This is a genomic window from Nocardia sp. NPDC055053, from assembly GCF_053608285.1.
This window is the reverse complement of sequence record NZ_JBSGVD010000016.1, coordinates 22027-47986: the sequence shown is the minus strand read 5'-3', so window position 1 is coordinate 47986 and position 25960 is coordinate 22027. Positions and strand designations below refer to the sequence as shown.

General features: G+C 68.6%; 29 protein-coding genes. 10 read left to right on the top strand and 19 right to left on the bottom strand.

The window, feature by feature from the left end:
• Window positions 1-168 precede the first annotated feature (168 nt).
• Both ACWF82_RS18500 and ACWF82_RS18495 read left to right on the top strand, forming a co-directional pair.
• On the top strand, window positions 169-645 hold the full coding sequence (locus tag ACWF82_RS18500; protein ID WP_452502626.1) for a DUF1772 domain-containing protein: 477 nt from the start codon (window positions 169-171) through the stop codon (window positions 643-645).
• 21 nt (window positions 646-666) lie between these two features.
• Window positions 667-1065, top strand: a complete 399-nt coding sequence (locus ACWF82_RS18495; protein WP_452502624.1) for a PPOX class F420-dependent oxidoreductase — start codon at window positions 667-669, stop codon at window positions 1063-1065.
• 57 nt (window positions 1066-1122) lie between these two features.
• On the opposite strand, the gene ACWF82_RS18490 is transcribed toward ACWF82_RS18495, so the two are convergent.
• The 4 genes from ACWF82_RS18490 to ACWF82_RS18475 all read right to left on the bottom strand — a co-directional run bounded on the left by ACWF82_RS18490 (window position 1123) and on the right by ACWF82_RS18475 (window position 4071).
• Window positions 1123-1797, bottom strand: coding sequence for a hypothetical protein (locus ACWF82_RS18490; protein WP_452502622.1), 675 nt, complete (start codon window positions 1795-1797; stop codon window positions 1123-1125).
• 66 nt (window positions 1798-1863) lie between these two features.
• Entirely contained in the window at window positions 1864-2841 is a 978-nt protein-coding gene (locus ACWF82_RS18485) for a sterol desaturase family protein (protein ID WP_452502620.1), read from the bottom strand.
• A gap of 145 nt (window positions 2842-2986) precedes the next feature.
• Window positions 2987-3544: a TetR family transcriptional regulator gene (locus ACWF82_RS18480; RefSeq protein WP_452502618.1), complete on the bottom strand. Its 558-nt coding sequence runs from the start codon at window positions 3542-3544 to the stop codon at window positions 2987-2989.
• An 8-nt stretch (window positions 3545-3552) separates the two neighbouring features.
• Window positions 3553-4071 carry a hypothetical protein gene (locus tag ACWF82_RS18475; protein ID WP_452502617.1) on the bottom strand — a complete coding sequence of 173 codons (519 nt, stop codon included), beginning with the start codon at window positions 4069-4071 and terminating at the stop codon, window positions 3553-3555.
• Window positions 4072-4149: 78 nt separating this feature from the next.
• Here ACWF82_RS18475 and ACWF82_RS18470 point away from each other — a divergent pair, with 78 nt between their 5' ends.
• The 3 genes from ACWF82_RS18470 to ACWF82_RS18460 all read left to right on the top strand — a co-directional run bounded on the left by ACWF82_RS18470 (window position 4150) and on the right by ACWF82_RS18460 (window position 6341).
• A complete protein-coding gene (locus ACWF82_RS18470) occupies window positions 4150-4542 on the top strand; it encodes a PPOX class F420-dependent oxidoreductase (protein ID WP_452502615.1) in 393 nt (130 codons plus the stop codon).
• Between the two features lie 86 nt (window positions 4543-4628).
• Window positions 4629-5477 (top strand): helix-turn-helix transcriptional regulator, encoded by an 849-nt coding sequence (locus ACWF82_RS18465; protein WP_452502613.1) that lies wholly within the window; start codon window positions 4629-4631, stop codon window positions 5475-5477.
• 99 nt (window positions 5478-5576) lie between these two features.
• Window positions 5577-6341 (top strand): SDR family NAD(P)-dependent oxidoreductase, encoded by a 765-nt coding sequence (locus ACWF82_RS18460; RefSeq protein WP_452502611.1) that lies wholly within the window; start codon window positions 5577-5579, stop codon window positions 6339-6341.
• Window positions 6342-6449: 108 nt separating this feature from the next.
• On the opposite strand, the gene ACWF82_RS18455 is transcribed toward ACWF82_RS18460, so the two are convergent.
• The 6 genes from ACWF82_RS18455 to ACWF82_RS18430 form a co-directional block, all read right to left on the bottom strand.
• On the bottom strand, window positions 6450-7247 hold the full coding sequence (locus ACWF82_RS18455; protein WP_452502609.1) for an ABC transporter permease: 798 nt from the start codon (window positions 7245-7247) through the stop codon (window positions 6450-6452).
• Window positions 7248-7249: 2 nt separating this feature from the next.
• Entirely contained in the window at window positions 7250-8146 is an 897-nt protein-coding gene (locus tag ACWF82_RS18450; RefSeq protein WP_452502607.1) for a 2-aminoethylphosphonate ABC transporter permease subunit, read from the bottom strand.
• The gene (locus ACWF82_RS18445) at window positions 8143-9315 is read right to left on the bottom strand and encodes an ABC transporter ATP-binding protein (RefSeq protein WP_452502605.1); all 1173 of its coding nucleotides are present in this window, start codon (window positions 9313-9315) and stop codon (window positions 8143-8145) included. Before ACWF82_RS18445 ends, ACWF82_RS18450 begins: the two co-directional genes overlap by 4 nt.
• 28 nt (window positions 9316-9343) lie before the next feature.
• The gene (locus ACWF82_RS18440) at window positions 9344-10357 is read right to left on the bottom strand and encodes a 2-aminoethylphosphonate ABC transporter substrate-binding protein (protein ID WP_452502783.1); all 1014 of its coding nucleotides are present in this window, start codon (window positions 10355-10357) and stop codon (window positions 9344-9346) included.
• A 104-nt stretch (window positions 10358-10461) separates the two neighbouring features.
• On the bottom strand, window positions 10462-11139 hold the full coding sequence (locus tag ACWF82_RS18435) for a phosphonatase-like hydrolase (RefSeq protein WP_452502603.1): 678 nt from the start codon (window positions 11137-11139) through the stop codon (window positions 10462-10464).
• A gap of 8 nt (window positions 11140-11147) precedes the next feature.
• Window positions 11148-12275 carry a TIGR03364 family FAD-dependent oxidoreductase gene (locus ACWF82_RS18430; RefSeq protein ID WP_452502601.1) on the bottom strand — a complete coding sequence of 376 codons (1128 nt, stop codon included), beginning with the start codon at window positions 12273-12275 and terminating at the stop codon, window positions 11148-11150.
• A gap of 97 nt (window positions 12276-12372) precedes the next feature.
• Here ACWF82_RS18430 and ACWF82_RS18425 point away from each other — a divergent pair, with 97 nt between their 5' ends.
• Complete coding sequence (locus tag ACWF82_RS18425) at window positions 12373-13095, top strand: GntR family transcriptional regulator (protein ID WP_452502599.1); 723 nt, start codon at window positions 12373-12375, stop codon at window positions 13093-13095.
• Window positions 13096-13099: 4 nt separating this feature from the next.
• Here the strand turns inward: ACWF82_RS18425 and ACWF82_RS18420 are convergent, their stop codons facing one another.
• Window positions 13100-13459, bottom strand: coding sequence for a DUF4254 domain-containing protein (locus tag ACWF82_RS18420; RefSeq protein WP_379030832.1), 360 nt, complete (start codon window positions 13457-13459; stop codon window positions 13100-13102).
• A 427-nt stretch (window positions 13460-13886) separates the two neighbouring features.
• On the opposite strand from ACWF82_RS18420, the gene ACWF82_RS18415 reads away from it, so the two are divergent.
• Window positions 13887-14768, top strand: coding sequence for a helix-turn-helix domain-containing protein (locus ACWF82_RS18415; protein ID WP_452502597.1), 882 nt, complete (start codon window positions 13887-13889; stop codon window positions 14766-14768).
• Window positions 14769-14818: 50 nt separating this feature from the next.
• On the opposite strand, the gene ACWF82_RS18410 is transcribed toward ACWF82_RS18415, so the two are convergent.
• From ACWF82_RS18410 to ACWF82_RS18400, 3 genes are all read right to left on the bottom strand, one after another.
• Entirely contained in the window at window positions 14819-15715 is an 897-nt protein-coding gene (locus ACWF82_RS18410) for a thioesterase domain-containing protein (protein WP_452502595.1), read from the bottom strand.
• Between the two features lie 52 nt (window positions 15716-15767).
• Window positions 15768-16211, bottom strand: coding sequence for a hypothetical protein (locus ACWF82_RS18405; RefSeq protein WP_452502593.1), 444 nt, complete (start codon window positions 16209-16211; stop codon window positions 15768-15770).
• Window positions 16212-16583: 372 nt separating this feature from the next.
• Window positions 16584-17930, bottom strand: a complete 1347-nt coding sequence (locus ACWF82_RS18400; RefSeq protein ID WP_452502591.1) for a TIGR03118 family protein — start codon at window positions 17928-17930, stop codon at window positions 16584-16586.
• Between the two features lie 113 nt (window positions 17931-18043).
• Between ACWF82_RS18400 and ACWF82_RS18395 the strand changes: the two genes are divergently transcribed.
• On the top strand, window positions 18044-18541 hold the full coding sequence (locus ACWF82_RS18395) for a peroxynitrite isomerase (RefSeq protein WP_452502589.1): 498 nt from the start codon (window positions 18044-18046) through the stop codon (window positions 18539-18541).
• A 267-nt stretch (window positions 18542-18808) separates the two neighbouring features.
• The gene (locus ACWF82_RS18390) at window positions 18809-19012 is read left to right on the top strand and encodes a hypothetical protein (protein WP_452502587.1); all 204 of its coding nucleotides are present in this window, start codon (window positions 18809-18811) and stop codon (window positions 19010-19012) included.
• On the opposite strand, the gene ACWF82_RS18385 is transcribed toward ACWF82_RS18390, so the two are convergent.
• From ACWF82_RS18385 to dxr, 5 genes are all read right to left on the bottom strand, one after another.
• Window positions 19006-20784: a penicillin-binding transpeptidase domain-containing protein gene (locus ACWF82_RS18385; RefSeq protein ID WP_452502585.1), complete on the bottom strand. Its 1779-nt coding sequence runs from the start codon at window positions 20782-20784 to the stop codon at window positions 19006-19008. The genes ACWF82_RS18390 and ACWF82_RS18385 overlap by 7 nt on opposite strands.
• 79 nt (window positions 20785-20863) lie before the next feature.
• The gene (locus ACWF82_RS18380) at window positions 20864-21727 is read right to left on the bottom strand and encodes a GNAT family N-acetyltransferase (RefSeq protein ID WP_452502583.1); all 864 of its coding nucleotides are present in this window, start codon (window positions 21725-21727) and stop codon (window positions 20864-20866) included.
• A gap of 151 nt (window positions 21728-21878) precedes the next feature.
• The gene (gene ispG, locus ACWF82_RS18375) at window positions 21879-23033 is read right to left on the bottom strand and encodes a flavodoxin-dependent (E)-4-hydroxy-3-methylbut-2-enyl-diphosphate synthase (protein ID WP_452502581.1); all 1155 of its coding nucleotides are present in this window, start codon (window positions 23031-23033) and stop codon (window positions 21879-21881) included.
• Between the two features lie 115 nt (window positions 23034-23148).
• Window positions 23149-24345: a M50 family metallopeptidase gene (locus ACWF82_RS18370; RefSeq protein WP_452502579.1), complete on the bottom strand. Its 1197-nt coding sequence runs from the start codon at window positions 24343-24345 to the stop codon at window positions 23149-23151.
• Between the two features lie 27 nt (window positions 24346-24372).
• A complete protein-coding gene (dxr, locus tag ACWF82_RS18365) occupies window positions 24373-25554 on the bottom strand; it encodes a 1-deoxy-D-xylulose-5-phosphate reductoisomerase (protein WP_379304713.1) in 1182 nt (393 codons plus the stop codon).
• A gap of 95 nt (window positions 25555-25649) precedes the next feature.
• Between dxr and ACWF82_RS18360 the strand changes: the two genes are divergently transcribed.
• The gene (locus ACWF82_RS18360) at window positions 25650-25919 is read left to right on the top strand and encodes a DUF2631 domain-containing protein (protein ID WP_189024350.1); all 270 of its coding nucleotides are present in this window, start codon (window positions 25650-25652) and stop codon (window positions 25917-25919) included.
• Window positions 25920-25960 lie beyond the last annotated feature (41 nt).

The window sequence follows — 25960 nt, the reverse complement described above, 5'->3', positions numbered from 1 at the left end:
CGTAGGCCCGCCGACCGACGGCTCGCGGTACCTCGACAGCCATGGTCGCGGGTCGCCGAGGTGAGACGTTCCATGCGGACTATCTAGCAACGCTAGACAAGCTAGCGGACGAATGTTACCGTTGCTCCAGTTTCTAGCGCTGCTAGCAGTCAAGATAGGGAGCCGACAATGCTCATCGTCACCGGCCAGATCATCGCCGTCGTCGCCGTTCTCGCCAATGCCGTCATCTACGGCACCGATGTCTGCGCTGCCGTGATCACCCGGTCCGTCTACCGCAAGCTCGATGATGCGACCGTGACCATGAGCGCGGGATGGGGGCACTATTACGGCGACAAACGCATGCCGGTGTTCGGTGTGGGCGGTGTGGTCACCGCGGTTCTCACGCTGCTGATCGCGTTGTGGGCCGGGCAGATCGGCGCCGCCGTCGCGGCGGGGATCACGGTGGCGGCGCTGCTGACCTGGCTCGCCTTCTACGTCCGCATCGCCAAGCCGATCAATTCCCGGCAGACCGCCGCCGCGCGGAGCGGCATCATCCCGGCCGATGCCCGTGCGCTGCAAGACAAGTGGGACAGCATCCTGAAATACCGGGTCACCCTGCAATTCATCGCCATCGCCGGACTGTGCGCCGCACTGATCCTGTTCTGACCTCACCGAGGAGTAACCGACATGACCTTCACCATCAATGAACAGCAGTTCCTCGCCGAGGCCGGGATCGGCCGGCTGGCCACGGTGTCACCCGACGGCGTAGTCCAGAACAACCCGACCAACTATCGGGTGAACGCCGACGGCACGATCGACATCGGCGGCATGCGGATGCGCGCCACTCGAAAGTACCGCAATATCGAGGCGGGTAGCCGGGTGTCGTTCGTCATCGACCAACAGGTTTCCCTGGATCCGTACGTGATTCGCGGCATCGAGGTCCGCGGCACGGCCGAGGCGCTCGATGACGAGGAGCCACCGTTCCCGCACCAGGAACGCACGGTCATCCGAATTCGCCCCGAGCGGGTCATCTCCTGGGGCATCGACGGCGGATCCTTCGACTTCACCAGTCGCGGCCCCGAGTAGTCGGGCATTCGGGGCAACGGCGAGCGGGCCGCCACGCCCGCCAGCCGTTGCCCCCGTTCAGCTCTCGGCGAGGACCGCGGCATCCACATACCGTGGATCACGGGCGATCGCGGCGAAACTCGACGCGCCGTCGGCGCCAACCGATTCCTCCACCTCGGCCAACCGGACGAGCAGATCGAAATAGCTCGCCTCGGCCGTTCGTAGCTGCGCGATCGTCGCCGTGAGATCGATATCGGCGGCGAACCGCGCCCCATCGACACCTACCGACAGGGTCGCCAGCCATCCGTCCGAATCGGCCGCGAACATCGCCCCGCTGGTCTCGGCCCAGAACAACACCGTGCTCGGCGCCACCTCAGAGCTCAACCGCCCCGCCGCGGCGAGCATCACCAGCGCGGTATAGATGTTCGACTCACAGAACCCGAAGTGCATCAAATACGCCTCGAGCGCTCCCGCCCGATACCTCAGTACATACGTCAGCCCACCGGTGTCCTCCCCGAAGCAGTCGGCGAAATACTCCCGAGGCGTTGCCCCCTCCTCAGCCTGCCGCCAATCCGGCGCCTTCCCGTCCCAGAACCACCGGTCATACATCGCGCCATGGTTTTCGATGGCCTCCGGCCCCGGCGCTGGCGTCTCCAGCCACTTCTCGAATGCCTCCCGCCCCATGGGGATTCGAGCGGCAACGACAAACGTGTCCGACACAACCGGCTCCTCATCGATCTCGACGGCGCCCACCATCCCGGGCCCACGCGCCATCCTAGGAATGCCGGGTTCCTGGCGCGCGCCGGCTGAGCTGGTCGATCAGGTCGGCTGTGGCCGCCAACCGGGCCCCCGGAACAGGAAGCCGAGCTTGTCCGAGAATTTCGCCGCGTTCCTGACGTCGCGCCAGAGCGCGACCATCTCGCGGGCGTTGATCTTCGCGATGTTGTAGGTGTCGACGTTCTTGGTGAGGCCGTAGATCGCCCGCTCGCCCTCCGGCTCGAAGGAGCCGAAGACGCGGTCCCAGATGATGAGCACGCCACCGTAGTTGCGGTCGAGGTATTCGGTGTTGGAGCCGTGGTGCACGCGGTGGTGGCTCGGCGTGTTGAACACGAATTCGACAGGCGCCCACAGTTTGTCGATGACCTCGGTGTGGATGCCGAACTGGTACAGCAGGTTGATCGCGTAGGAGGCGGCGATGATCTTGCCATCAATTCCCGACAGTGCCAGTGGTACAAGGAACGGCAGGGACGTGACAACCAGCCAAGGCGTACGCAGTGCCGTGGTGAGGTTGAAGCTCTCGCTCGAGTGGTGCACGACGTGGACCGACCAGAACACCCGGATTTCGTGGTGCGCGCGGTGAAACCAGTAGTAGGCGAAGTCGACCCCGACCAGTGCGACGGCCCACGCGACCCAACCCTCGAGGCGCCACGGCACCAGCGAAGAAACAGACGCGAAGATCGCGAGTTCCGCCAGCGCCCAGGGAATGTTGAGGAGTTGGTACCCGAGACCGGCGGCGATGGAGGTAGCCGAGTCGCGGTAGTCGTACGGCTTGCCGTGACGCTTGAGGTACACGAACTCCGCCGCGACGGCGGCGATGAAGACCGGAATTGCCAGCCAGATCAGGATGGTCGAGACATCCATCCCGGCCATCGCAGAAGCAAGCCGGGGAATGGCGATGACCAGGGCCGCCGCGCTCAGCCCCGCGAGGAGCACTCCGCAAGCCAGGATGACCCTGGTCCGGCCGCGGGCCCGGAACTTCTCCTGCCACGCCTCGGCGGTCGATTGCATACCATTCATAGGTAAACCATCGTCCGGAGCGGTGCCGCACACCAGGGCCCCAAGGTGTGGCTGATCACCACCTTGTCGCCGACCGGACCGAATCGGCGGGGTCAGGTCACGCTGTCGCCTGCTGCCTTTGCCGACGATATCCAGGGGCTGCCGCTCACAGGAGGCGACGCACAGCCTCGACGATCGCGCGGCGGCGGTCATCGGTGCTCTCGGCCTCGGACAAGCCGGCGGGCAAGCTGGTGATGCTGCTCGGGTTCCACGCGAGAGCCATGCCGAGGACGAGGGTCAGCAGTGCCGTGGGTGAGAATTCGGAGCCGATGCCGTCCCTCTTCTGTATCGCGGCAAGTGCGTCCAGTTTGGCGTCGCGCGCGGGCGCCGCGACGGCCGGGTCCCGGTCGCCACGCTCCAAGCGGTGCCAGGTGGCCAACCGGATGACTTCGGGGTTCTGACGGCAGTAGTCGAACAGCCGTCCCGCGTACTCGGGGAGGTTGTCCGGGGTGAAGGGGACCGAATTCAGGCCGTGGGTGACGTGGGCGTCGAAGACCGCGTCGAAGAGCTGGTCCTTGCTGCAGAAGTAGACGTAGATGAGATTCTTGTTGGCCGCCGCCGTCTTGGCGATCCGGTCCACTCGCGCTCCGGCGATACCGTACTTGGCGAACTCATCGGTGGCGGCCTGGAGAATACGGGCCTTGGTGGCATCGGCTCGGGACATCCGCTGCGTCACCCGATTCCGAAGACGGAGAAGGCCGCGTCCGATGCGACGAGCAGCACCGTGCACCACAGGGCGACCCCGGTCATCAGCCAGCGGATCAGCCGCCAGCTGGGGATTCCCAGCGCCGCACCGAGTAGGGCCGAGCCCCAGGTGCCGAAGAGGGCAGGCCCGACGATGCCGAAGCCCGCCACGCCGTATCGGTCGAGGACTCGCTTGGCCCGCCGCCCCGTGGCGCCGGAGAGCCGGGCGTCCGCTGCGGGCACCTCTCCGCTGGCCCTGTCGAATGCACCGTCGGCTTCCGTCGCCGAATCGGCCCGCGCGGCGGCCGACTTCCGGCGGACGCGCCTGGACTGCCAGAGCAGCCGGACGCGTTCCATGGCGAACACCGCGAAGGCCACACAGCAGGCCGCGCCCAGCAGCACCGCGACCAGCGCGACCGGGCCCGGCAGGGAAAGCGAGAGACCGACAGGAACCGCGGGGGTGCCCAACACAAAGCCCGCGAGCAAGGTCCCGACGAATCGCCCCATGCAGATTCCCTTCAGCCACGTCGTGCGCTTCGCTGAGCGGCTCCAGCACAAACTTAACTAACTGGTTAGTATCTTGTCATGAAACACACCGACACGGTGCTGGACGAGTTGGCCGCCGGCAAGTATCTGCTTCTCACCACGTTCCGCCGAGACGGCAGGGCGGTTCCCACCCCGGTCTGGGCGATGCGCGACGGCCAGACGCTGGCGGTGTGGAGCGCGGCGGACACAGGCAAGGTGAAGCGGATCCGCAACGGAAGCCGGGTGACGGTCGCCCCTTGCGACTGGCGCGGCAAGCCGCTCGGCACCTCGGTTCCAGGCCTCGCCGAGGTGCTCGCACCGGACGCGAGTGCACACTTCACCACTCTGATGAAGCGCAAGTACGGGCTGGTCGCCCGGATCGGGCTCCTGGGCAGCCGGCTGCGGGGAGGTTCCGAGCGCACGGTGGGCATCCGGATCCGGCTGGACGGTTGAGCGGGGGCGACCTGGTCGCCCAGCGCAAACCGGCTCACAGACATCGAGCGGCACCCCCGATTCGCCACGGTTGTTACCTTGGTTTCATGGTCAGTGCGGCATCGACCCGGCGGCGTGAAGAGTTGCGCGATTTCCTGCGGTCGCGGCGGGAACGGGTCCGGCCCGGCGATGTCGGGCTGCCCGTGGCAGGTCGTCGACGTACGCCCGGTCTGCGGCGCGAGGAAGTCGCGATGTTAGCCGGGGTGGGGGTCTCCTGGTACACGTGGCTCGAGCAGGGGCGTGACATCACGGTGTCGGGTGAGGTGCTCGACGCGGTGGCGGGGGTCTTGCGGTTGAGCGACGCGGAGCGGACGCACCTGTACCTGCTCGCCGGGCTCAACCCGCCGCCCGCGAGCGGTTCGGCGGGGACCGAGGTGACTCCCGAGATCCGTCGGCTCATCGATGGCTGGGAGCGCGGACCCGCCGTGGTGCGTGATCGGTACTGGAACATCCTGGCGTTCAACGCCATCGCCGGACGGGCGTTCGGTTGCGACGACGGCGAACCGCACAATTGCCTGATCACCTTCTTCACCAGCCCGCGCTATCGCGGCCTGCCCGCGCTATGGGATGCGGCAGCGCCGGGGATTGTCGCCGCGTACCGCGCCGATGCCGCGCTCGCACCGCACGATGACGAATTCCTCCGGGTGGCCCGCGAACTCGCCGCCACCGAGCCGGAGTTCGCGCAATTGTGGGACCGCCACGAGGTCGGCGCCCCGCTGCAGGCGGTGAATGCCCTCCGTCATCCCGAGGTCGGCGAGCTGTACTTCGACGCGACAACGCTGACCATCGCCGATCATCCGGACTGGTCGCTGGTGTTGTACAACCCGAGGCCGGGCTCCGATACCGCCGAGCGCCTCACCCGCCTGCCACGACTGCGCCTGACCGAATCCGCTTGACGCGCTGGGGAACTACCGCAGCGTCCGCGAGCCTGGTGTTGCCACACCCCTGATAACTGCGCACTGCCCACTCACCGGTCGCGCGACCACGCTGAATCCATGACACACAACAGTTCTCGATTCGACGGCAAGACGGCACTGATCACCGGCGGCACCAGCGGGATGGGTCTGGCCACCGCGCACCGGTTGGTCGCCGAAGGCGCCGAGGTCGTGGTGACCGGTCGCGACAAGACCCGGCTCGACGCCGCGGTGGCCGAACTCGGCGAGCGCGCACACGGCATCGCGGGCGATGTCACCGATCTCGGCGACCTCGACACCATGGTGGCCGTCGTCGCCGACCGCTTCGGCCGCCTCGACGTGGTGTTCGCCAACGCGGGCATCGGCTCGTTCCAGCCGATCGATCAGGTCACCGACGCGCTGTTCGACGACGTGATCGGCGCGAACGTCAAGGCCGCGTTCTTCACCATCCAGAAGGCGCTGCCGCTGCTGCCCGATCACGCCGCGATCGTCATCAATGCCTCGTTCGGCCTGCACCGCGGCGCTCCCGGCACGGCCCTGTACTCGGCGAGCAAGGCCGCCGTCCACAACCTGACCCGCACACTCGCCGCCGAATTCGCACCTCGCCGCATCCGCGTGAACTCGGTCAGCCCCGGCTACATCGACACCCCGGCCTTCCGCGCCGAACTGTCCGAGGAAGCCCAGCAGGGTGCCGCCGGCGCGTCCCCCGCAGGCCGCGTCGGCACGTCCGAGGATGTCGCCGCCGCCGTCGCGTTCCTGGCTTCCGGCGACGCCACCTACATCAACGGCCATGATCTGCGTGTCGACGGCGGACTCACCGCGGTGGATGCCGCCGCGCTCCGGTAGACGACTCACTGGCCGAACAGCGCCGTCGGGACCACTCTCAGAGTGTGTCACCGACCTGCCCGCCGCGGATCTCACGACGACAGCCGGGTCGGCCGCCCGGGCTCCGGATCAGCGCAGCGTTGCCCGCCCTCGCACCCGGCCGAGGAGGGCGAGCACGACCAGTGTCACCATCACGAGGACCGTGGTTCCGGCTGCGGCGTCGAACACCTCGCCGCGGTCGGTCTGGGCGAAGATGCTGACGGGCAACGTCTTCCAGGTGGCGGGGTAGACCATGATCGTGGCGCCGAGTTCGCCCATGGACAGGGCGATTGCCAGACCCGCGGCGGCGCCGAGGGCGGGCAGCAGCAGAGGGAGGGTGATCTGGCACAGGACACGCACCGGGCCGGCGCCGAGGGATTCGGCGGCCTGGCGGTAGGCGGGGTCGAGGCGGTCCAGGGCGGCGGAGACCGCGCTGAACGCGTACGCCAGGACCAGGACGGTGTGCGCCACGATCACGATCCACTTCGTGCCGCCGAGCAGCAGTGGGCGTTCGTTGAAGGCGATGAGGACACCGAGGCCGACGGCGACCGAGGGGACGGCGACAGGCAGGTGGAACACCGCGTCGGTGAGGCGGCGCAGCCAGGCGGGTGCTTCCCGCGAGGCCAGTGCCGCCCAGGTGCCGATGACCAGGGAGATCGCGCCTGCCAGCAGTGCTGTCTGCAGGCTCACCGACAGGCTGGCGGCCTGCTCACCGCTGAGGGCGTTGCCCACATTGGTGAAGCCGAGGTCTGACGGCAGCGGGCCAGTCCAGCTGCCCGCCAGTGCGGCGGCGACCACCGTGGCGATCGGGGCGACGAAGACCACCGCCACCACGAGCCCGAACACGCTCAGTACCAAGGCTTTTCCCCGCGGAGTCCAGACGAGCACGATCAGTCTCCCTTCGGGCGGGTGGTGAACCGGGCGAAGACGAGCCGGTAGGTGAGGTACAGGGTGAGCGAGAGCAGTACCTGCACCGAGGCCAGCACGGCGGCGCCGGGCAGGTCGAAGGTGACGATGCCGCGGGTGTAGATCAGCGCGGGCAGGGTGATCACGCCCTTGGCGCCGGTGAACAGCACGATGCCGAACTCGTTGAGCGTCAGCAGCAGTACCAGGCTGCCGCCCGCCGCGAGCGCGGGCCACGCCTCGGGCAGGACGACCTGCCGTAGCACCCGCCACGGTGACGCGCCGAGACTCGCTGCCACATCGAGTTGTTCACGCGGCAGCTGTGTGAACGCGGCGAGGACCGGACGCACCACGAAGGGGGTGAAGTAGGTGATCTCGGCCAGGATCACGCCGAGTGGGGTGGTGAGGAAATCGACGACCGGCTGTGTGGCGCCGGTCAATTCGGCCAGCAGCGCGTTGACCGCGCCCGCCGTCCCGTAGAGGAAGGTGAAGGCGAGGGTGATCAGGAACGACGGCAGGGTCAGGATCGTGTCGATGAGCCTGCCGATCACACCCGAACCGGGGAACGGCACGAATGCCAGCACGATCGCCAGGAATGTGCCGAGCACCAGGCAGCCCGCCGTCGCGCAGACAGCGATGGACACGGTGCGCCACAACGCTTCCCGGAATGGCTCGGATCCGAGCACCGAGGTCCACACCGCGGTGCCGCGCCCGGTCGGTGTCCGGGTGGACTCGGTGAGTACCCGCAGGATCGGGTAGCCCGCGATGCCGAGGACGACGAGAACCGGTGGCATCGTCCATAGAACCGGCAACCACGAACGCTGCGTGGGAGCGGGTTTCACCGCAGCCGCGGGAGCGGGCTGATCGAGGACCGGAGTACTCATCGCCGCGCCTCCGCGCCGATCGCGTTGGGGATCAGCACACCGGCCGGATCGGGCAGCCGCACGCCGACGACCGCACCGACCTCGGTGGTGAAGTGGCCCGGCACGTCGGCGGCGAGCTCACCGGGCAGGCCGTCGACCGCCAGTTCGACCCTGGTCGACGCGCCGCGCCAGACCGAGGTCAGCACGGTGGCGCGCAGGGCATCGCGGTCGCCGGTCTTGCCGACGGTGATCGTGTGCGGCCGGATGCACAGCAGCGCAGCATCGTTCGGCGCCCAGTCAGCCGGCCCGACGCCGGGCTGCGGCGCCTGGGCACGCAGGGTCGCGGTACCGGCGGTGACCAGCGCCGCGGTGCCGGTGATGTGATCGACCGTGCACGGCACCAGGTTCGCGCCGCCGAGGAATCCGGCGGTGAAATCGGAAGGCGGACGCTGCCACAGGTTCTCGGCGGTATCGATGTCGACCAGCCGGGAATCGCGCATCACCGCGATCCGGTCGGCCAGGGCCAGCGCCTCGGCCTGATCGTGGGTGACATACAGCATCGCCGTGTCGGGCAAGGCTTTGCGCAACTGCTGGAGCTCGCCGAGCATCGAGTGCCGTAGCTGCGCGTCGAGCGCGGCCAGCGGCTCGTCGAGCAGCAGGACCTTGGGCCGGATCGCCAGCGCGCGAGCGATCGCCACCCGCTGCTGCTGGCCGCCGGACAGCTCGCGCGGCAGCCGCTGGGCGTAGCCGGCCATCCCGACCATGTCCAGCGCCTCGGTGACCCGCGCGCCGATCTCGGCGCGCGGGACCCGGTGCGATGTCAGCCCGAACGCGACATTGCTGCGCACGCTCATGTGCGGGAACAGCGCGTAGGACTGGACGACGACACCGATCCCACGCTTGGCGGGCGAGAGATCGGTGACGTCGCGGCCCGCCAGCCGGACCGCGCCCGAGGTGGGCCGGACGAACCCGGCCAGCGCCTCGAGCGCGGTCGACTTGCCCGACCCACTCGGGCCGAGCAGCGCGACGGTCTCGCCGACGGCGACGCGCAGCGTGAAATCGGCCAGCGCGACCGCGGCCTTGCGGCCCCTGCCGTACCTGACCCCGACCCGGTCGAACACGATCGCCGGTTCGTTCGCCGCCACCGCGGTGCGCGTGGCGGACTCGATCCGGAGGTCACCGTCGGACATCGTCAACTCCTCTACAGCACAGCGTGATTCAGCTTCCGGTTGCCTTCTGGTACGCCGCGAGATCGGCGTCCAGCTCGGTGAGAACCTTGTTCCAGTCGACCGCGACGACGTCGACGCCCTGCAGCGTGGCGGCGGGCCCGCTCTCGGTGGGGGCGGCCACATCGGTGCGCGGCGACACGGCGAACGCCTCGGGGCCCAGCTTGCTCTGCGCGTCGGTGGCGAGCAGGAAGCTCATCAGCTTGGTGGCGTCGTCCTTGTGCGGCGCGCCCTTGGCCAGGCCCATCACGTAGGGCACCGATACGGTGGAGCGCTTGCCTGCGGCGGCGGGGAAGAAGACGTTGAACTTGGAGCCCTTCTCCTGCACCGTCGTCAGGTTCATCTGCACATCGCCGTTGGCGATCAGCAGCTCACCCTTGTCGACCTTGGCCTGCAGCTTGCCGGTGGACGAGGACGGGCCGACATTGTTGGCCTGCAGCGCGGCCAGGTAGTCCAGCGCGCCCTGCTTGCCGCGCAGCTGCTGCAGCAGCACCAGCACGGCGGTGCCGTCACCGGCCTGGCCGGGGGTGGAGTATTGCAGCTTGCCCTTGTACTCCGGCTTCAGCAGGTCCTCCCAGGTCAGCGCGGAGGCGTCGACCGAGGGGTTGGCGATGAAGCACAGATAGTTGTTGGCCAGGGTCACGTAGGTGCCCTCGGCGTCCTTGTCCGCGGCGGGGATCGCGGCGGTGTCGATGCCGCTCGGCTGCAGCAGGCCCGACTTCTTGGCCTTCTGGATGAACGGCGGCAGCGTGACGACGACGTCGGCCTGCGGGTTCGACTGCTCCTTGTCGACACGGTTGACGACCTCGCCGGAGCCCGCCTCGACCAGGTTGACCGCGATACCGGTCTCCTTGGTGAACTCGGCGAAGCGGTTCTTGTACCAGCCGCCGACGCCGTCGGCGGAGTACACGGTGACGGTCTTACCGTCCGCGGATTCGGTGCCGGTGCCACCGCAGGCCGCGGTGAACGCGACGGCGGTGACGCCGGCCAGCAGCAGCGCGGCCATGGACAGGCTGCGCGCGGTGAGGGAAGTACGCACGATTACAGCAACTTTCGGCTTGTTGTCGACGGAACGGTGGGACATACCGCGACGGCTGCCGCGGCACGCGATCAGAGAACGAGTGCGGGGAACTCGGCGACCGAGGCGACCACGTGGGTGGCTCCCGCCGCGCGCAGCTGGTCGGCGGTGTGCGCGCCGGTGAGGGTGCCCGCGACGATGCCGGCGCCCGCGGCGAGGCCGGTCGCGATGTCGCTGGTGGTGTCACCGAGCACGGCGATCCGGTCGACGGCGTCGACGCCGAGGCGAAGGGCCGCGGCCAGGACCATGTCGGGGTAGGGGCGCCCGCGGCCCGCGTCCAAGGGCGCGAGGGTGAGGTCGACCAGATCGGCCCAGCCGAGGGCGGCCAGCAGCTTGTCCTGAGTGCCGCGGCTGAATCCGGTGGTCAGCGCGACCCGCACGCCCGCCGCACGCAGCGCGGTGATCGCCTCGACCGCACCGGGCACGGGCGCGATGTCGGCCTCGTCGATCAGGGCGTCGTAGGCTGCCTCGAAGGCGAGATTGCCTGCCTGGGCGGCGTTCTCGTCACCGAGCAGCGCGCGGAACACCGCGATCTTGGACTGTCCCATCGTCTCGACCACGTACTGGCGGGCCGCGTCGCGGCGCGGGCCTTCGGTATCGATCCCGGCGGCGGTCGCGGCGACGTCGAAGGCGCGCAGCACCAGTCCGCCGTCGGCGACGGTGGTGCCTGCCATGTCGAGGACGGCGAGCTGAATCCTGTTGTCCGGCATGGTTGTCCTCACAATCCGAGCTGGTCGGCGGTCTGCTCGCCGATGGCGGGGCCCAGCGTCATGCCGCGGCCGCCGGGGCCGGTGACGACCCAGACATTGGTGTCGGCTTGCACCCGGGTGACGATGGCGTCGGGGTCGACGCTCTGGCTGTAGACACCTGCCCAGCGGCGCACGACCGGCGGCAGCTTGCGGCCGAGCAGCTCCTCGGTCACCTCGGTGAGGTGGTCGTAGGGCGCCTCGTCGACGTCGAAGGCGAACGGCTCGGTGTATTCGTGGGTGTCACCGATGGTCAGGCCGCCGTGCAGGCGCTGCACACACAGCAGCTGCATCCTGTGCTCGGCGGCGGTCGCGGTCTGGGACTGCTCGGCGGCGAGCGAATCCACTTCGGCGCCTGCGTAACCCGGGTAGTAGCGGAAGCTGTCGCCGTCGGCGATCGCGGTGGTGAGCGGTTCGCCCAGCGGCGCGGTCTGCATCATTTGCAGCCGGACCCGGCGCACCGGCAGTTCACCGGCGAGCTCGCGGGTGAGGCCGGAGTGCGCGGCGCCGGGGCAGTGCACGACCAGATCGGCCTCGTGGCGGCGGCCGTGATCGTCCACGACGACAGCACCCGATCCGGTATCGAGTACCGAACGAGCCTCGGTGCCCTCATGGAAGGTGTAGCGGCCACTCCTCGCCATGTGGGCACGCAGCGCGGGCAGCGCCTGGCGCGATTCCACCGCGGCATCCGTTGAGCAGTGCAGTCCGGCAAGGTATTTGCCACGCAGCGCCGGGTTGAGCACGCGCACCTCGCCGGGATCGAGGAGGGCGAAGCCACGCGCCCGCGCCGTCGCACCCGCTGCCGCGGCCTCGGCGACGGCGAGCTCGGCGGGGGTGCGCACCAGCGTGATCGACCCGGCCGGACGGAAACCGACACCGGCGACCCGGCCGCCGATCTCCTCCCACAGCTTCCGCGAACGCAGGGTCAGCTCCAGCTCCCCCGCCGCCCGGCCGGAGACCCAGACCAGGCCGAAGTTGCGCACTGTCGCACCGCGTGCCGCACGTTCGCGTTCGAGCTGAACGACCTCGTGGCCACGGGCGATCGCCGCCCAGGCGTGTGCGGTGCCGAGTATTCCGCCACCGATGATGACCAATCGCATGCCGACGATGGTGGCAAATGGTCTAGACCGATAGGTGTGGGCAGCGAGAACGGCAGGTTAAATTTTGGTATAGACCAATCCATGTAGGCTGGACGGCATGGAAGCACCGCACACGACGCGCGTTCCCAAGGTGTTCCTGGTTCGCACCGAAATCGACGCCATCCTGGCCGATCTCGGCGAAGGCGACCCGGTGCCGTCCGAACGCGACCTCGCCGCCCGCTTCGGCGTCGCCCGCGAGACGGTGCGCCAGGCACTGCGAGAACTACTGGTGGAGGGCAAGATTCGCCGCCGCGGCCGGGGCACCGTGGTCTCGCGCCCGAAACTCACCCAGCCGCTGTCGCTGCACTCCTATACCGAGGGCGCGATCAAACTCGGCCGCACACCCGGACGCATTCTCGTCGCCTGGGAAGACGTCCCCGCCGACGCGGAGACCGCCGCCGACCTGGAACTGGAGCCGGGTACCGAGGTGATGCACCTGGAACGGGTGCTGCTCGCCGACGGCGAACGCATCGGTTTGGAGAGCACCTACCTGCCGCTGCCCCGTTTCGCCGGCCTGCGCGGTAGCTATGACCCGACCACCTCGCTGTACGCGGCGATCCGCGCGACCGGCGTCGCATTCGCCGCCGCGCGCGAACGCATCGAAACCGTGCTCGCCGCGCCGCGCGAGGCAGGACTGCTCGAATGCACCACCGCGCTGCCCATGCTGTTGCTGCACCGGCGCAGTGCCGACGCCGACGGCGCACCGATCGAACGGGTGCGATCGCTGTACCGGGGTGACCGCATCGCCTTCGAGGCGATGCTGTCACCCGAGCACGCGTGACGGCTTACTGCTCAGGCAGCCTGCGCCTGCCGCCTGCCACATCGGTGACCAGATCGGTGTAGCCGTCGACCAGCTCGGCAAGGTGGTACCAGTGCTTGTGCGTGCTGTCGCTGCGCGCACCGTCGATGTCGATGGCCTGGTTGGCATCAACCCAGCTGCGCGCCATCCGGTCGACGACGGCGCCAAGACTCTCGGTGTGCAGTGACGCGCCGTTGCGATGCAACGGGATCTCCTGCACGATCCAGTCGTTGATGTCGTCGACGAGTTCGCTGCGACGGCAGTCGATTTCGGCGATCAATGCGGCATCGCGCACCTGCGCGCGCCGTTCGTGCAGTTCAGCCAGTGCGTGCGCCGAACGCAACAATTCTCGATCTTGAAAACGCCTGCCCTGGAATGCGCACAACAATTGCGGCGCAGTCGGCAGTACCCCCATCACCGGCGCGCTCATCGCAACGCCCCGAATTCACCCGACACCCAAGATTTGTGTACCAACATGATTGGCTCTCGATTCGGTTATCCCGGTCTTCTGTTCGGATTGCTCGCAACCAGGCTAACTGGATCATGCTCGCTCACAAGGCAAAACGCAAGATTGCGTTGTCACTCCTGCAGTAAAGCCACCCTGACAGAACCGGCGGTCACATCCGAAGGGCGGCAGGGCTTTACGGCGTGTCTTCCAGCGCGCCGACCTCCGGCTATGCGCGATGGCCTGCCTTCTTCGCCGATCGCGTGACATCGGCGCCCCACAGCGCAATAATGCGATTCACGAAGCGCGCCACAGGCGAAGGGGAACCATGGCAGGCAAGCGCACGACACTGACCGTCCGGCTGCGCCGGCTCGCCGCCATGTTGCGCGAGTTGCGCGAAACCGCGGGTCTGAGCAAGGAAGATGTCAGCGCTCGTACCGGCATCAATGTGACCACGCTGTATCGCATCGAAATGGCTCAGGCTCGGCCGCAACGCCGCACTCTCGGCGCGATGCTCGACCTGTATCAGGTCAACGAGAAAACGCGCGACGAAGCGCTCAGCCTGCTCACCGACGCGCTCAAACCCGGTATGTCGCACGCCTATGAGGGTGCGTTGTCCGAGGTATACGCCACTTACATCAATTTCGAAGCGGAGGCACTGTCGGCGCGCCAGTACCAGACATCGACTGTGCCCGGCCTGTTGCAGACGTTCGACTACGCCGCCGCGGTGATCGATACCTCGATGCCACGGCTCGACGCGTCGGTGATGGAGAGCAGGGCACAGGCGAGGATGGACCGCGCCGTCAACCTCACCAAGGAAGAACCGCTGGAGCTGTGGGTGGTGATGGACGAGGCGGCGATCCGGAGGGTTGTCGGCGGACCGGCCACGATGGTCGGTCAGCTCGACCGACTGCTGCTCGAGACCAAGCGCAAGAACGTCATCCTGCAGGTCTTGCCGTTCGACGCGGGAGCCCACCCCGGGATGGCAGGCTCGTTCACCCTGCTCGATTTCCGGAACCCGGTCGACCCCGAACTGGTGTACGTGGAGAGTATGTCGATTCACGATCTGGTCGAGGGACACTCGGAGATCCGCCGCTTCGGCGTGATCTTCGACCAACTGCGGGCCATGGCGCTCAGCCCGCGCGACTCGGCCGTTCTGATCCAGAAAGCGCGCGACGACATCGCGGCGCGCATCGATCCTGGTCGATAGCGGCCCGCCGGAAACCGCTCACGGGGCGCGCGTCGATCGCGCCCGGCTACTCACGTCGTGCCGAGGATACGGGCAATCTCGGGTAGGGACTCGGGTGCCGTCAGCTCGTCAGGTGCGGCGTCGAGTACATAGCCGGTGATCGTGCCTTCGACGTGGGGTTTCCAGTTCCGCACCGCCTCTTCCGGATCCGGCCGGTGGGCGCCGTCGGAGGCGCGGCCTGCGACGCACACCGTCAGGTCGCCGGTCGTGAGCGAGGGGCGATGGCCTGCCACCATCCGTGCCACCGTGTCGGCCGCGGCGGCGAGCCGGTCCAGGTCGGCGCCGGTGAGTTCCACGGTTCCGGCAAGGGCGGCGGTGACGACCGCGGCGGTCTCGTCGGCGGTCAGGTCGGCCGTTTCGGTCTCGACACCGAGCAGCGGGCCGAATCGGGCCACGTATATCCCGGCCGAGAGCCGTTGCGGTGGAACGGCTCTGTTCCCGCCGGGGTCGGCGTCGAGTAGGACGACCCGGACGTGGTCCCCGACGGCACGCAACAGCACCGCGATCTCGTGGGCGACGAAACCGCCCGCTGACCAGCCGAGCAGCTGGTAGGGACCGTGCGGGGCGATCCGGCGGATCTCGGCGACATAGCGTGCGGCGTATTCGCGGATCGTGCGCGGGGCCGGGGCATCGGGGGCTTGCAGCCCGTAGATCGGGACACGGGGATCGATGTGGGTGACCAGACCGGCGTAATTCCAGGCCAGTCCCGCTTCACCGGCCACACAGAACAGCGGGGCTCCGTCGACGGACGCGGTGCGCGGACGAATCGGCAATACGACCGACAGGGCCGACGACCCGGCGCTTCCGCCGTCGACGGCGGACACCGCCGGACACGCGTCGGGCCGATCCGGTGACCACGCGCAGGCAGGGTCGGGCCCGGTGCCGGACGAATCAGCGTGAATGCTCACGCCCAAGGATACGTCGTACGAAAACTCAACCGGCCCAAGCGTTTCGGGGGCATCAGTACGTGTGCGCCGGCAGGCGGCGCACTCCTGCCCACAGATCGTCGACGAGACGCTGATAGCTGTCGGCGAGATCGTCGAGCCGGACCCATTCGTCGTAGTAGACCGAGTCGGGCGCACCGGCCAGCGCGACGAACGTCTGGGTGCTGTGCCTGGCCAGCCGGTCGACCAGTCCGCCCAGGGTCTCGCAGTGCTCGTCGGCCGCGGCGAAGGGCACCGGAGCCGCCAGGATCACCCAGCGGTCGATCGCCCGCATGAGCTGCGCCCTGCGCCGGTCGATCGGGGCGGACTCGCTCAGCGGTGTCCGCTCCCGCATCTCGTGCAGCTGGGCCAGCTCGCCCGCCGCGTCGAGCATCGGATGGTCATCGTGTGGCAAACCACGAAACGCCGCGAGCAGCACATCGCGACCGGGCAGCATCGACCCCCGAGCCGACTGCCGCATCTCACCGCTCCCCCGCCGCACCGACGACGTCACCACGCGAAACCTTCATCTGGCATACCTCCGGATCGGCCACGACACCCCGGTGGGAGCGTCATCGCGTGCGGCGGAACGAAGACACCGCCGCACGCGATGGCGCACACCCGGCAATCATTCCGCCCCCACTGTCCCGCACAACGCGCAAAGACGGAAGCGATCGCCCACCGGACACTCGAATTGTCCGGTGGGCCCGCCCTCGCAACCACTGATCTCGAAAGCACATGGGTAACTCACCGGGCACGGGCTACCTGGACCACCCACATCCCGCCGGCCGCCCGCCTGGTCGACCACGCACCTGAGTCTGGCCTGAATACCCGGAGAGGCGGCACAGCCCAGCTACTGCACTCGGAGGCTGCCGAAGAGGCCGTCCTTTTCGTCCTCGGGGCCCGCCGTGAAGTACAGCGCGTTCGCATCCCCCAGGCTCTCCCCGTTGCCGAACATCAGCGCCCACAGCCCGGCGATCTCGACCGGCTTCGCGTCACCGTCGCGCAGGTAGTCGACGAAGGTGCCGGTGGTGTCGTCGTAGGCAAGCACGCGGCCGAGGCCACCGAAGTTGCCGATCAGCAGCTTGCCCGAGAGCGCACCGAAGTTCGACGGCGCGATCGCGACACCCCACGGCGCGTTGAGCCTGCCGCCGTCGTCGATGATCCGCACCAGCTTGCCAGCGGCGTCGAACTCGGCGACCTTGCCCTTGTCCGGCTTGCCGTTCGAGGCCTTGTCGGCCTCGGCGTCGAGGGCGTCCTCTTCGGCCTTGTCGAACTTCGCCGGGGCCTTCTCGTCGGGCTTGGTCACCGCGTAGGACACGAACACCCGGCTGCCCAGGGTGGTGATGTTGAACGGCGCCGGGTCGCCCGGCTTGACCTTCTTGCCCTTCTCGGGCGTGGCCGGGTCGATCACGTCGCCGGTGGCGAAGGGGTTGGCGAAACCGGTGGTCGCCACCGGCTGCCAGAACTTGTCGAACGTGCGGACCTGCGGGTCGGTGCCGAAGTCGGCGGCGAGCAGCTTGTCACCGGACGGGGCGAGCGCGATGCCGAAGAACGCCATGCCCTGCGCCGAACCGTCGAACACCTGGTTCGCGCCGCCGTCGCGACGCACGATCGCGCCGTCGGGTGCCTGCTCGGTCCAGGCCGAGAGCTTGCCGGAGTCGGTGGCGAAGATGAAGCGCGAGGAGCCGCCGAGCGGGACCGGCATGCCGTCGACATCGACCCACTGGTCGCGCACGGCGAACAGGTCGGAGGTGATCGGCGCCGGGTTGAAGACCACGCCGGTGGTCTTGCCCGCGCTCTTGTCGGAGGTGTCGGCGTCGGCGCCGGGCACGCCGACGAGCTTGAGCTGATCCTGGAACAGCTTCTGCAGCTTGGGGTCCGACGAGGAGTGCACGTCACCGATGAACTGGTACGACTTGCCGCCCGCGCCGACCCAGAAGTGACCGCCCGCGCCCTTGGGGCGATCGGCCACGCCCCAGGCGTTGACCAGGTCCGGAAAAGTGAACTGGGCGTGGTAGGAGTCCTTGTTGGCCGCCAGGTTGGTCTGGCTGTACCGGTTGCCGTCGAGCGCGGCGACATCGTCGCCTGCGGGCTCGTTGCCCGAGCACGCCGCGGCAAGGAGCAGGGCCGCACCGAGAACCACACCGCGCACCAGCCCGGACCGTACCCCGCGGGTACCCCTCACATGTCCGTTCACGTTCTATCCTTTCGCCTCCGCCGGACGGCGTTTCAGGCGAGGCTGACCTTAGCCTGACGGCGGCCTCGGCGTGCCGTGACCGTCGCACCCGTGCCAGGTCTAAGCTGTCGCCCGTGGTCGAACCCTCCGCCCCCGTCGCCCCGCACCCCGACATCGCCGCCCTGGCCCCGCTGCTCGGCAGCTGGCGTGGCCGCGGCCACGGCGAGTACCCGACCATCGAACCGTTCGACTATGTCGAGGAGATCATCTTCGGGCATCTCGGCAAGCCGTTCATCACCTACCGGCAGCGAACCAAGTCGGCGTCCGACGGCAGGCCGATGCACGCCGAGACCGGCTACCTGCGCTGTCCAGCGCCCGGCCGGGTTGAGCTGATGCTCGCCCACCCCACCGGGATCACCGAGATCAGCGAGGGCACGATCACCGAAACCGTCGACGGAATTCGCCTCGAATTGAACTCGACGAATATCGGCCGGTCCGGATCAGCGAAATCGGTTACCGCCCTCGGCCGCTCATTCCACGTGACCGGCGACACCATCGACTACACGCTGCGAATGGCCGCCGTCGGCGAGTCCCTGCAACATCATCTGGCCGCAACTCTGCAACGCGCGTGACCGTCGCCGAATTCGAAATATTACCCAGACACGGCCACTGAACTGCGCATTCGCGCGATCGATACCGATCATTCACCGTTTCATCACGGTCACATACCGGTTGTGTTCGAACACGCCCGCACATAACGCAACAATTAGGTGTCGCTTGCTGTCGCCGCCTGTTGCGTTTGTGATCAGCGTTCTACGGTTCAAGCAACAGCTAACCGCCAGACAATCGAAAGGCTGCCCGGGAAAGCACGTCGAAACCCTGAACGAGGGAGACGGACCATGAGGCGTTCCACCCTGATCTTGACCACTGCCGGAATGATTCTGGGCGGCGCGGCCGCCATCGACCTTCTCGAGGGCGCAGGCACCAACGCCGCACCCGAACCCGTTGCGAGCTACAACGTCTCGCACAACATGGCGACGGCCCATTCCGAGAGCAGTTCCCTCGCGGTGGTGCGGCTGGCGACCGAGACCCCCGCTCAGTAGCCGGGCGGCAGCGCCACGAACATGTCGCGCGTTACGGCGACGGCATTGTCGGAGCTGCCACCCTTGACCAGCAGCGTCGCGAACGCCATATCCCCGCGGTAGCCGACGAACCACGAGTGCGACCCGCCGTCGACCTCGGCCTCGCCGGTCTTGCCGTACACCTCGCCCTGATCCCTGATCCGTTCGGCGGTGCCGCCGGTGACCACCATGCGCATCATCGAGCGCAGGCCGTCAACCACGGCCTGGTCGATCGCGGGCCGGTCACCGGTGATCTCGGTCGGCCGGCCCGCGATCAGATACGGCACCGGCGCCGACCCGTGCGCGACCGTCGCCGCCATCACCGCCATCCCGAACGGGCTCACCACCACCCGGCCCTGGCCGATGCCGTCCTCGGCGCGCTGCACGAGTTCCTCGGCGGGTGGCACCGAGCCCGACATGGTCGGCAGCCCCTCCACCTTGTAGTCCTGGCCGATGCCGAGGCGGGCGGCGGCCTCGGTGAGTGCGGTGCTGTCGAGCCTGCTCGCCAGCCGCGCGAAGGTGGTGTTGCAGGACCGCTCGTAGGCGGTCGCCATCGGCACCTCGCCGACGGAGAAGAGGTTGTAGTTGGGGATCGTGCGCTCGCCGATGGTGGTGTGGCTCGGGCACGGCAGCACGGTCTCCGGCGTGGCGATGCCCTCCGCCATCACGGCCGAGGCCGTCACCGTCTTGAAGATCGAGCCGGGCGGATACTGGCCGCTCGTTGCCACCGGGCCGTCCCGATCGGCGTACTTGTTCTGGGCGACCGCGAGGATCGCACCGGTCGACGGGCGGAGCACCACCATCATGGTCTGCTCGGTGCGCAGGTCCACCGCGCGCTGCGCGGAGTTCTGCACGAACCGGTCGATGCTCAGTGCGAACGAGGGTGCGGGCTGGGCCGGAACCTCGTGCAGCACATCGAGATCGGCGCCGTTGGCATTGCGGGTGACCACGCTCCAGCCCGCCTTGCCGTCGACCTCGGCGATCACCGTCTTACGGATCTGGGTGAGCAGGTCGGGTGCGAACTTGCGATCGGTGGGCACCATGTCCCACTCCTGGGTCAGGGTGACCCCGGGCAACCCGATCAGTTCACCGCCGATGGTCTCGGCCTCGTACTCGTTGAGCAGGATCACCGAATACGGCGCATCGGCCTTGCGCGCGGCGGTCAGGATCGACTGCGGGGTATAGGCGACCGGATCGATCCGGCTCAGTGCCGCGGCGAGCGCCCCCGCCACCCGGTCCGGGTCGGCTGCCTCGGCCACATCGAAGCGAACGCGGGACACCTTGCCCGGCACCAGGACATCGCTGCCCGCCGATTCGTTGACCCGCGCGCGCGGCGCGGGCGCGGTGCGCAGTTCCAGCGTCTGGGTGTCGCCGAGTTTGGGGTGGATGTCGGCCGAGGTCCAGCGGACCAGCCAGCGGCCACCGCTGCGGCCCATCTGCAGTTCGCCGGTGTAGGTCCACTGGCGTCCCCTGGGCAGGGTCCAGGCATAGGTGTAGTCGACCGTTGCGGTGTCACCGCTGACGCGGGCGTCGCCGGTCCTGATCTCCAGCTTCTCGGCCTGCAGCGCCTGCCACGTCGAAGTCAGTGCGGCCGTTGCCTTCTCGGGCGAGCTGGTCAGCCCGGCGGCCGCGACGAGATCGCGGTCGGCGAATGCCTCGGCGAAGGCGTCGGCGGCGGGCACCGGTCCCTGCGGGCCGGAGGAGCAGGCGGTCGCCGCCACCGCGAGGGCGGCCACCGCGAACGTGGTTACCATCCGTGTCCTCATCGGCACCGATCGTAGCCGCGACCGGGCAGCAAACCCCGGATGACGGCGCCGTACACGCGCGGAGGATTCAGTCGACGAGCACCGTGGCGAAGGTGGCGATCTGGCGGAAACCCACACGGCTGTAGGCACGTCGGGCGATCTGGTTGTAGTCGTTGACATACAGGCTGGCCGTACGTCCCGTCGCGACAACAGCATTCGCGACCGTGGCCGTGCCCGCCGTGCCGACGCCGGAGCCACGGAACTCGGGATGCACCCACACGCCCTGGATCTGGCCGGTCCGCCGCGACAGCGCGCCGATCTCCGCCTTGTAGACGACCACGCCGTCCTCGAAACGTGCCCAGGCCCTTCCTGATTCGATCAGGCTCTTGATCCGCCGCCGATAGCCGCGGCCACCGTCGCCCGCGCGCGGGTCGACGCCGACCTCCTCGATGAACATCGCGATCGCGGCGGTCAGGTAGCGATCGATCTCGTCGGGCCTGACCCGGCGCACGCCGCCGTCGGGCCTGGCCGACGCGGGCGATGCGAGCGCGAGCAGCGGCTGATCGGCGCGCAGATCCCGGGCGGGCCCCCACTTGGGCAGCAGCAGTTCCCACAGCGGCAGCGCGAGTTCCTGCCTGCCGACCACCGAGGAACACACCCGCGGCCAGCGCGCCGCGCGTTCGGCGAACGCGCGAAGGGCCTGCTGGTCACCGCGCAGCGGCATCAGGTTCGCGCCGGAGAAGCACAGCGAGTCCGCTGGCCCGCCGCGGCTCCACAACTCGCCGAGACCGGAGCGCGCGTCGAGACCGAACTCCTGGACCCTGGCGGCGATCATGCAGGTGGCCACCGGGTCTGCGTCCAGGACACGCAGCACCTCGGCCAGATCTCGGACCGACACCGGGCGCGCTGGCGCGGTTTTGGACCGTCGCGTCGGCTCCAGCAGACTCCGCACGGCACCAGCCTGCCACGAAAGCACGCCGAGTGGTACGGGTCCGCGGAATCCGACGCCCGACCGTGAAAGGGCGGTGCGCCGGCTGCATCGAATCGTCGGGTTCGCGAGGGCCTACGTGGTGACGCTGCGCTACCGCCTCCGGCCCGCCGTCTCACCCGACGGTGACGACCGGTTCGCCGCCGGGCTGCTCGCCCATCTCCTCGGCGATGCGCATCGCCTCTTCGATCAGCGTCTCCACGATCTGGGCTTCCGGCACCGTCTTGATGACCTCGCCCTTGACGAAGATCTGGCCCTTGCCGTTGCCCGAGGCGACACCGAGATCGGCCTCACGCGCCTCGCCGGGACCGTTCACGACGCAGCCCATCACCGCGACGCGCAAGGGCACCTCGAGCCCGTCCAGGCCAGCGGCGACGGCGTCGGCGAGGGTGTAGACGTCGACCTGGGCGCGACCGCACGACGGGCACGACACGATCTCGAGCTTGCGCGGGCGCAGGTTCAGCGACTGCAGGATCTGGCCGCCGACCTTGACCTCCTCGGCGGGCGGCGCCGACAGCGAGACCCGGATCGTGTCACCGATGCCCTCGCTCAGCAGCGCGCCGAAGGCCACCGCCGACTTGATCGTGCCCTGGAACGCCGGGCCCGCCTCGGTGACCCCGAGGTGCAGCGGGTAGTCGCTCTGCGCGGCCAGCTGCCGGTAGGCCTCCACCATGATCACCGGGTCGTTGTGCTTGACCGAGATCTTGATGTCGCCGAACCCGTGGTCCTCGAACAGGCTCGCTTCCCACAGCGCCGACTCGACGAGCGCTTCCGGGGTGGCCTTGCCGTACTTCTCCAGCATCCGCTTGTCCAGCGAACCGGCGTTGACGCCGATGCGGATCGGGATGCCCGCGGCGCCCGCGGCCTTGGCGACCTCGCCGACCCGGCCGTCGAACTCCTTGATGTTGCCCGGGTTCACCCGGACCGCGGCGCACCCGGCGTCGATCGCGGCGAAGATGTAGCGCGGCTGGAAGTGGATGTCGGCGATCACCGGGATCTGCGACTTCTTCGCGATGGTGGCGAGCGCGTCGGCGTCTTCCTGGCGGGGACAGGCCACCCGGACGATGTCGCAGCCGGACGCGGTCAGCTCGGCGATCTGCTGCAGCGTCGCGTTGATGTCGTGGGTCCTGGTGGTGGTCATCGACTGCACCGAAATCGGCGAGTCGCTACCGACGCCGACATTGCCCACCATCAGCTGGCGGGTCTTGCGCCGCGGTGCGAGAACAGCAGCGGGGGCGGCGGGCATCCCCAATCCGATTGTGCTGGTCACCTTCGGCTGCCTTCTTTCGTACGTGTGTCGATTCGACCGGGATTGTTGCTGCCGAGCTTAGTCGCGCCGGTACCCGCGGCGCCCTGTGAGGGGCACGACAGCGGGCGGACGCGGATCAGGGTAGGCGGATCGGGTTGACGATGTCGGCGGCCAGGGTCAGCAGCATGAACGCACCACCGATCACCACCGCCACATACGTCACGGGGAGCAGTTTCAGATAGTCCACCGGACCGGCGGGGGCCTTGCCACGCAAGGACCGGATCGTGTCCCTGACCTTCTCGTAGAGCACGACCGCGATGTGCCCGCCGTCCAGCGGGAGCAAGGGCAGCAGGTTGAACGCGCCGAGGAAGAAGTTCAGGCTGGCCAGGACCAGGATGAACATGCCCCACAGGCCGCGTTCTGCGGTCTCGCCACCGATGCGGCTGGCGCCGTAGACGCTGACCGGGGTTTCCGGGTCACGTTCGCCGCCGGTGACCGCCTCCCACAGCGCCGTCACCTTCTGCGGCATCTTGGCCAGCGACTTCACCGTCTCGACGAAGAAGTCACCGGTGAACGAGATGGTCGCCGGGATCGCGGCGATCGGTCCGTATTGCTGGGGCTCCGCGAAGTCAGGGCCGACACCGACCGCGCTCACCTCACGGCTGGGGCCCTCCTTCGGGTACCGCATCGTGCGCTCCGGGGTCACCGGCACCGTGAGCGTCTTGCCGTCGCGCTCGATCGTGTAGGTGAAGGTGCCGGTCTGCTTCTGCGTCTCGGCCTGGAACTGCACCCAGGTCGTCACCGGCACACCGTTCACGGCGGTCACCACGTCGCCGCGCTGCAGACCGGCCCGCTGCGCCGGACCAGGGCCGGCACACGGCTGCATCGTCTGATCGGCGTTCTGCTGGGCGACGCAGCTCATCGAGCCGAGCGAGGTCGCTGGCGGCTGCTCGAGCTGCGGCAGCCCCCAGCCGATCGCCAGGACGACCAGCAGCACGAAGCCGAGCAGGAAGTTCATCGCGATACCGCCGAACATCACGACCAGGCGCTTCCAGGTCGACTGGCGATACATCGCCCGGTCGACCTCTTCGGGCTCGAGCTCGTCGAGCGCGGTCATGCCCGCGATGTCGCAGAAGCCGCCCAGCGGCAGTGCCTTGAGGCCGTACTCGGTCTCACCACGGCGGAACGAGAACACCTTGGGTCCGAAACCGATGAAGTAGCGGCGCACCTTCATGCCGGTGGCCTGCGCCGCCCACATGTGCCCGCACTCGTGCAGCGCGATCGAGATCGTGATACCGAGGGCGAACAGCGCGAACCCCAGCGCGAATACCATCTGGCTCCTGTGTCGATTCGCGTCGTGTCAGGACGCGATGATTTCCGTGGCGTACTGCCGTGCCCAGCGGTCGGCCGCGAGGACGTCGTCCAGGGTATCGGGTTCCGCCTGCCAGCGGTCGGCGGCCTCTACCGCCTGTGTGACGGTGCGCACGATCGCGGGGAAGCTGATCTTGCCGTCGAGGAAGGCCTGCACCGCGACCTCGTTGGCGGCGTTGTAGACGGCGGTGACGCTGCCGCCCGCCTCGCCCGCCTGCCTGGCCAGGCGCACGGCGGGGAAGACCTTGTCGTCGACCGGTTCGAACGTCCAGGTCGACGCGGTGCCGAAGTCGCACGCGGCGGCCGCGCCGGGAACCCGGTCGGGCCAGCCCAGGGCCAGGGCGATGGGCAGCTTCATGTCCGGCGGGCTGGCCTGGGCGAGGGTGGAGCCGTCGGTGAAGGTGACCATGGAGTGCACGATCGACTGGGGGTGCACGGTGACGTCGATGCGGTCGTAGGGGACGCCGAAGAGCAGGTGCGTCTCGATCAGCTCGAGGCCCTTGTTCACCAGCGACGCCGAGTTCAGGGTGTTCATCGGGCCCATCGACCAGGTCGGGTGGGTCTTGGCCTCGGCGGGGTTCACCGATTCGAGCATCTCGGCGGTCCAGCCGCGGAACGGGCCGCCCGAAGCGGTGAGGACCAGACGCGCGACTTCCTCGGCCCGGCCGCCGCGCAGACATTGTGCGAGCGCGGAGTGTTCGGAATCGACCGGGACGATCTGGCCGGGTGCGGCCGCGCGGGTCACCAGGGAGCCGCCGGCGACGAGGGATTCTTTGTTGGCCAGCGCGAGCCGGGTCCCCGCTTCCAGCGTGGCCAGGGTCGGGCCGAGACCCAGCGAGCCGACCAGGGCGTTGAGCACGACATCGGCGTCGGTGCGGCGCACGAGTTCGGTCGCGGCCTCGGGGCCGCCGAGCTCGAGGTCGAGCGCCTGCGCGGCGGCGGGATCGGCGACGGCGACATTGCGGGTGCCGGTGGCCGCCATCTGCTCCGCGAGCAGGGCGGTATTGCCACCGCGTGCGGCGAGGCCGACCACCTCGAAGCGGTCGGGATTGGCGGCGATCACCTCGAGCGCCTGGGTACCGATCGAACCGGTACTGCCGAGGAGCAGCACCTTCACGCGGTCGGCGGACGTGGAGCGGCCTTGTGCGGCACGCGTTGCTGGGTGGGACACGGCCCCATTGTGGCAGGGCTGCTGGCTACGACGGACGGTCGTATGCCACGATATGACCACTCGCCCAACCAGAACTCGAGCCCTAAGGAGCGATCGTGGCCGCCACGGACCTCGAATCAGCCAGCACCGAGCGCGCCGTCGCCACCAGCGTCGACCCCGCCGAGGTGCCCTCGGCCGCATGGGGCTGGAGCGGTGAGTCGCGCAAGACCTTCCGCATCGCGGGCTGGGTCGTCGTCGTGGCCCTGCTCGGCATGACCATCGGCAACCACCAGGGCCACGTGGAGGACATCTTCCTCATCGGCCTGGCCGGTCTGCTCGCGGCGATCATGGTCGTCGACTCGCTCACCCGGCGCGTCCCGAGGTAGCACTTCGGCACGACACCTCCGCCTGCGGCCGCAACGACTTT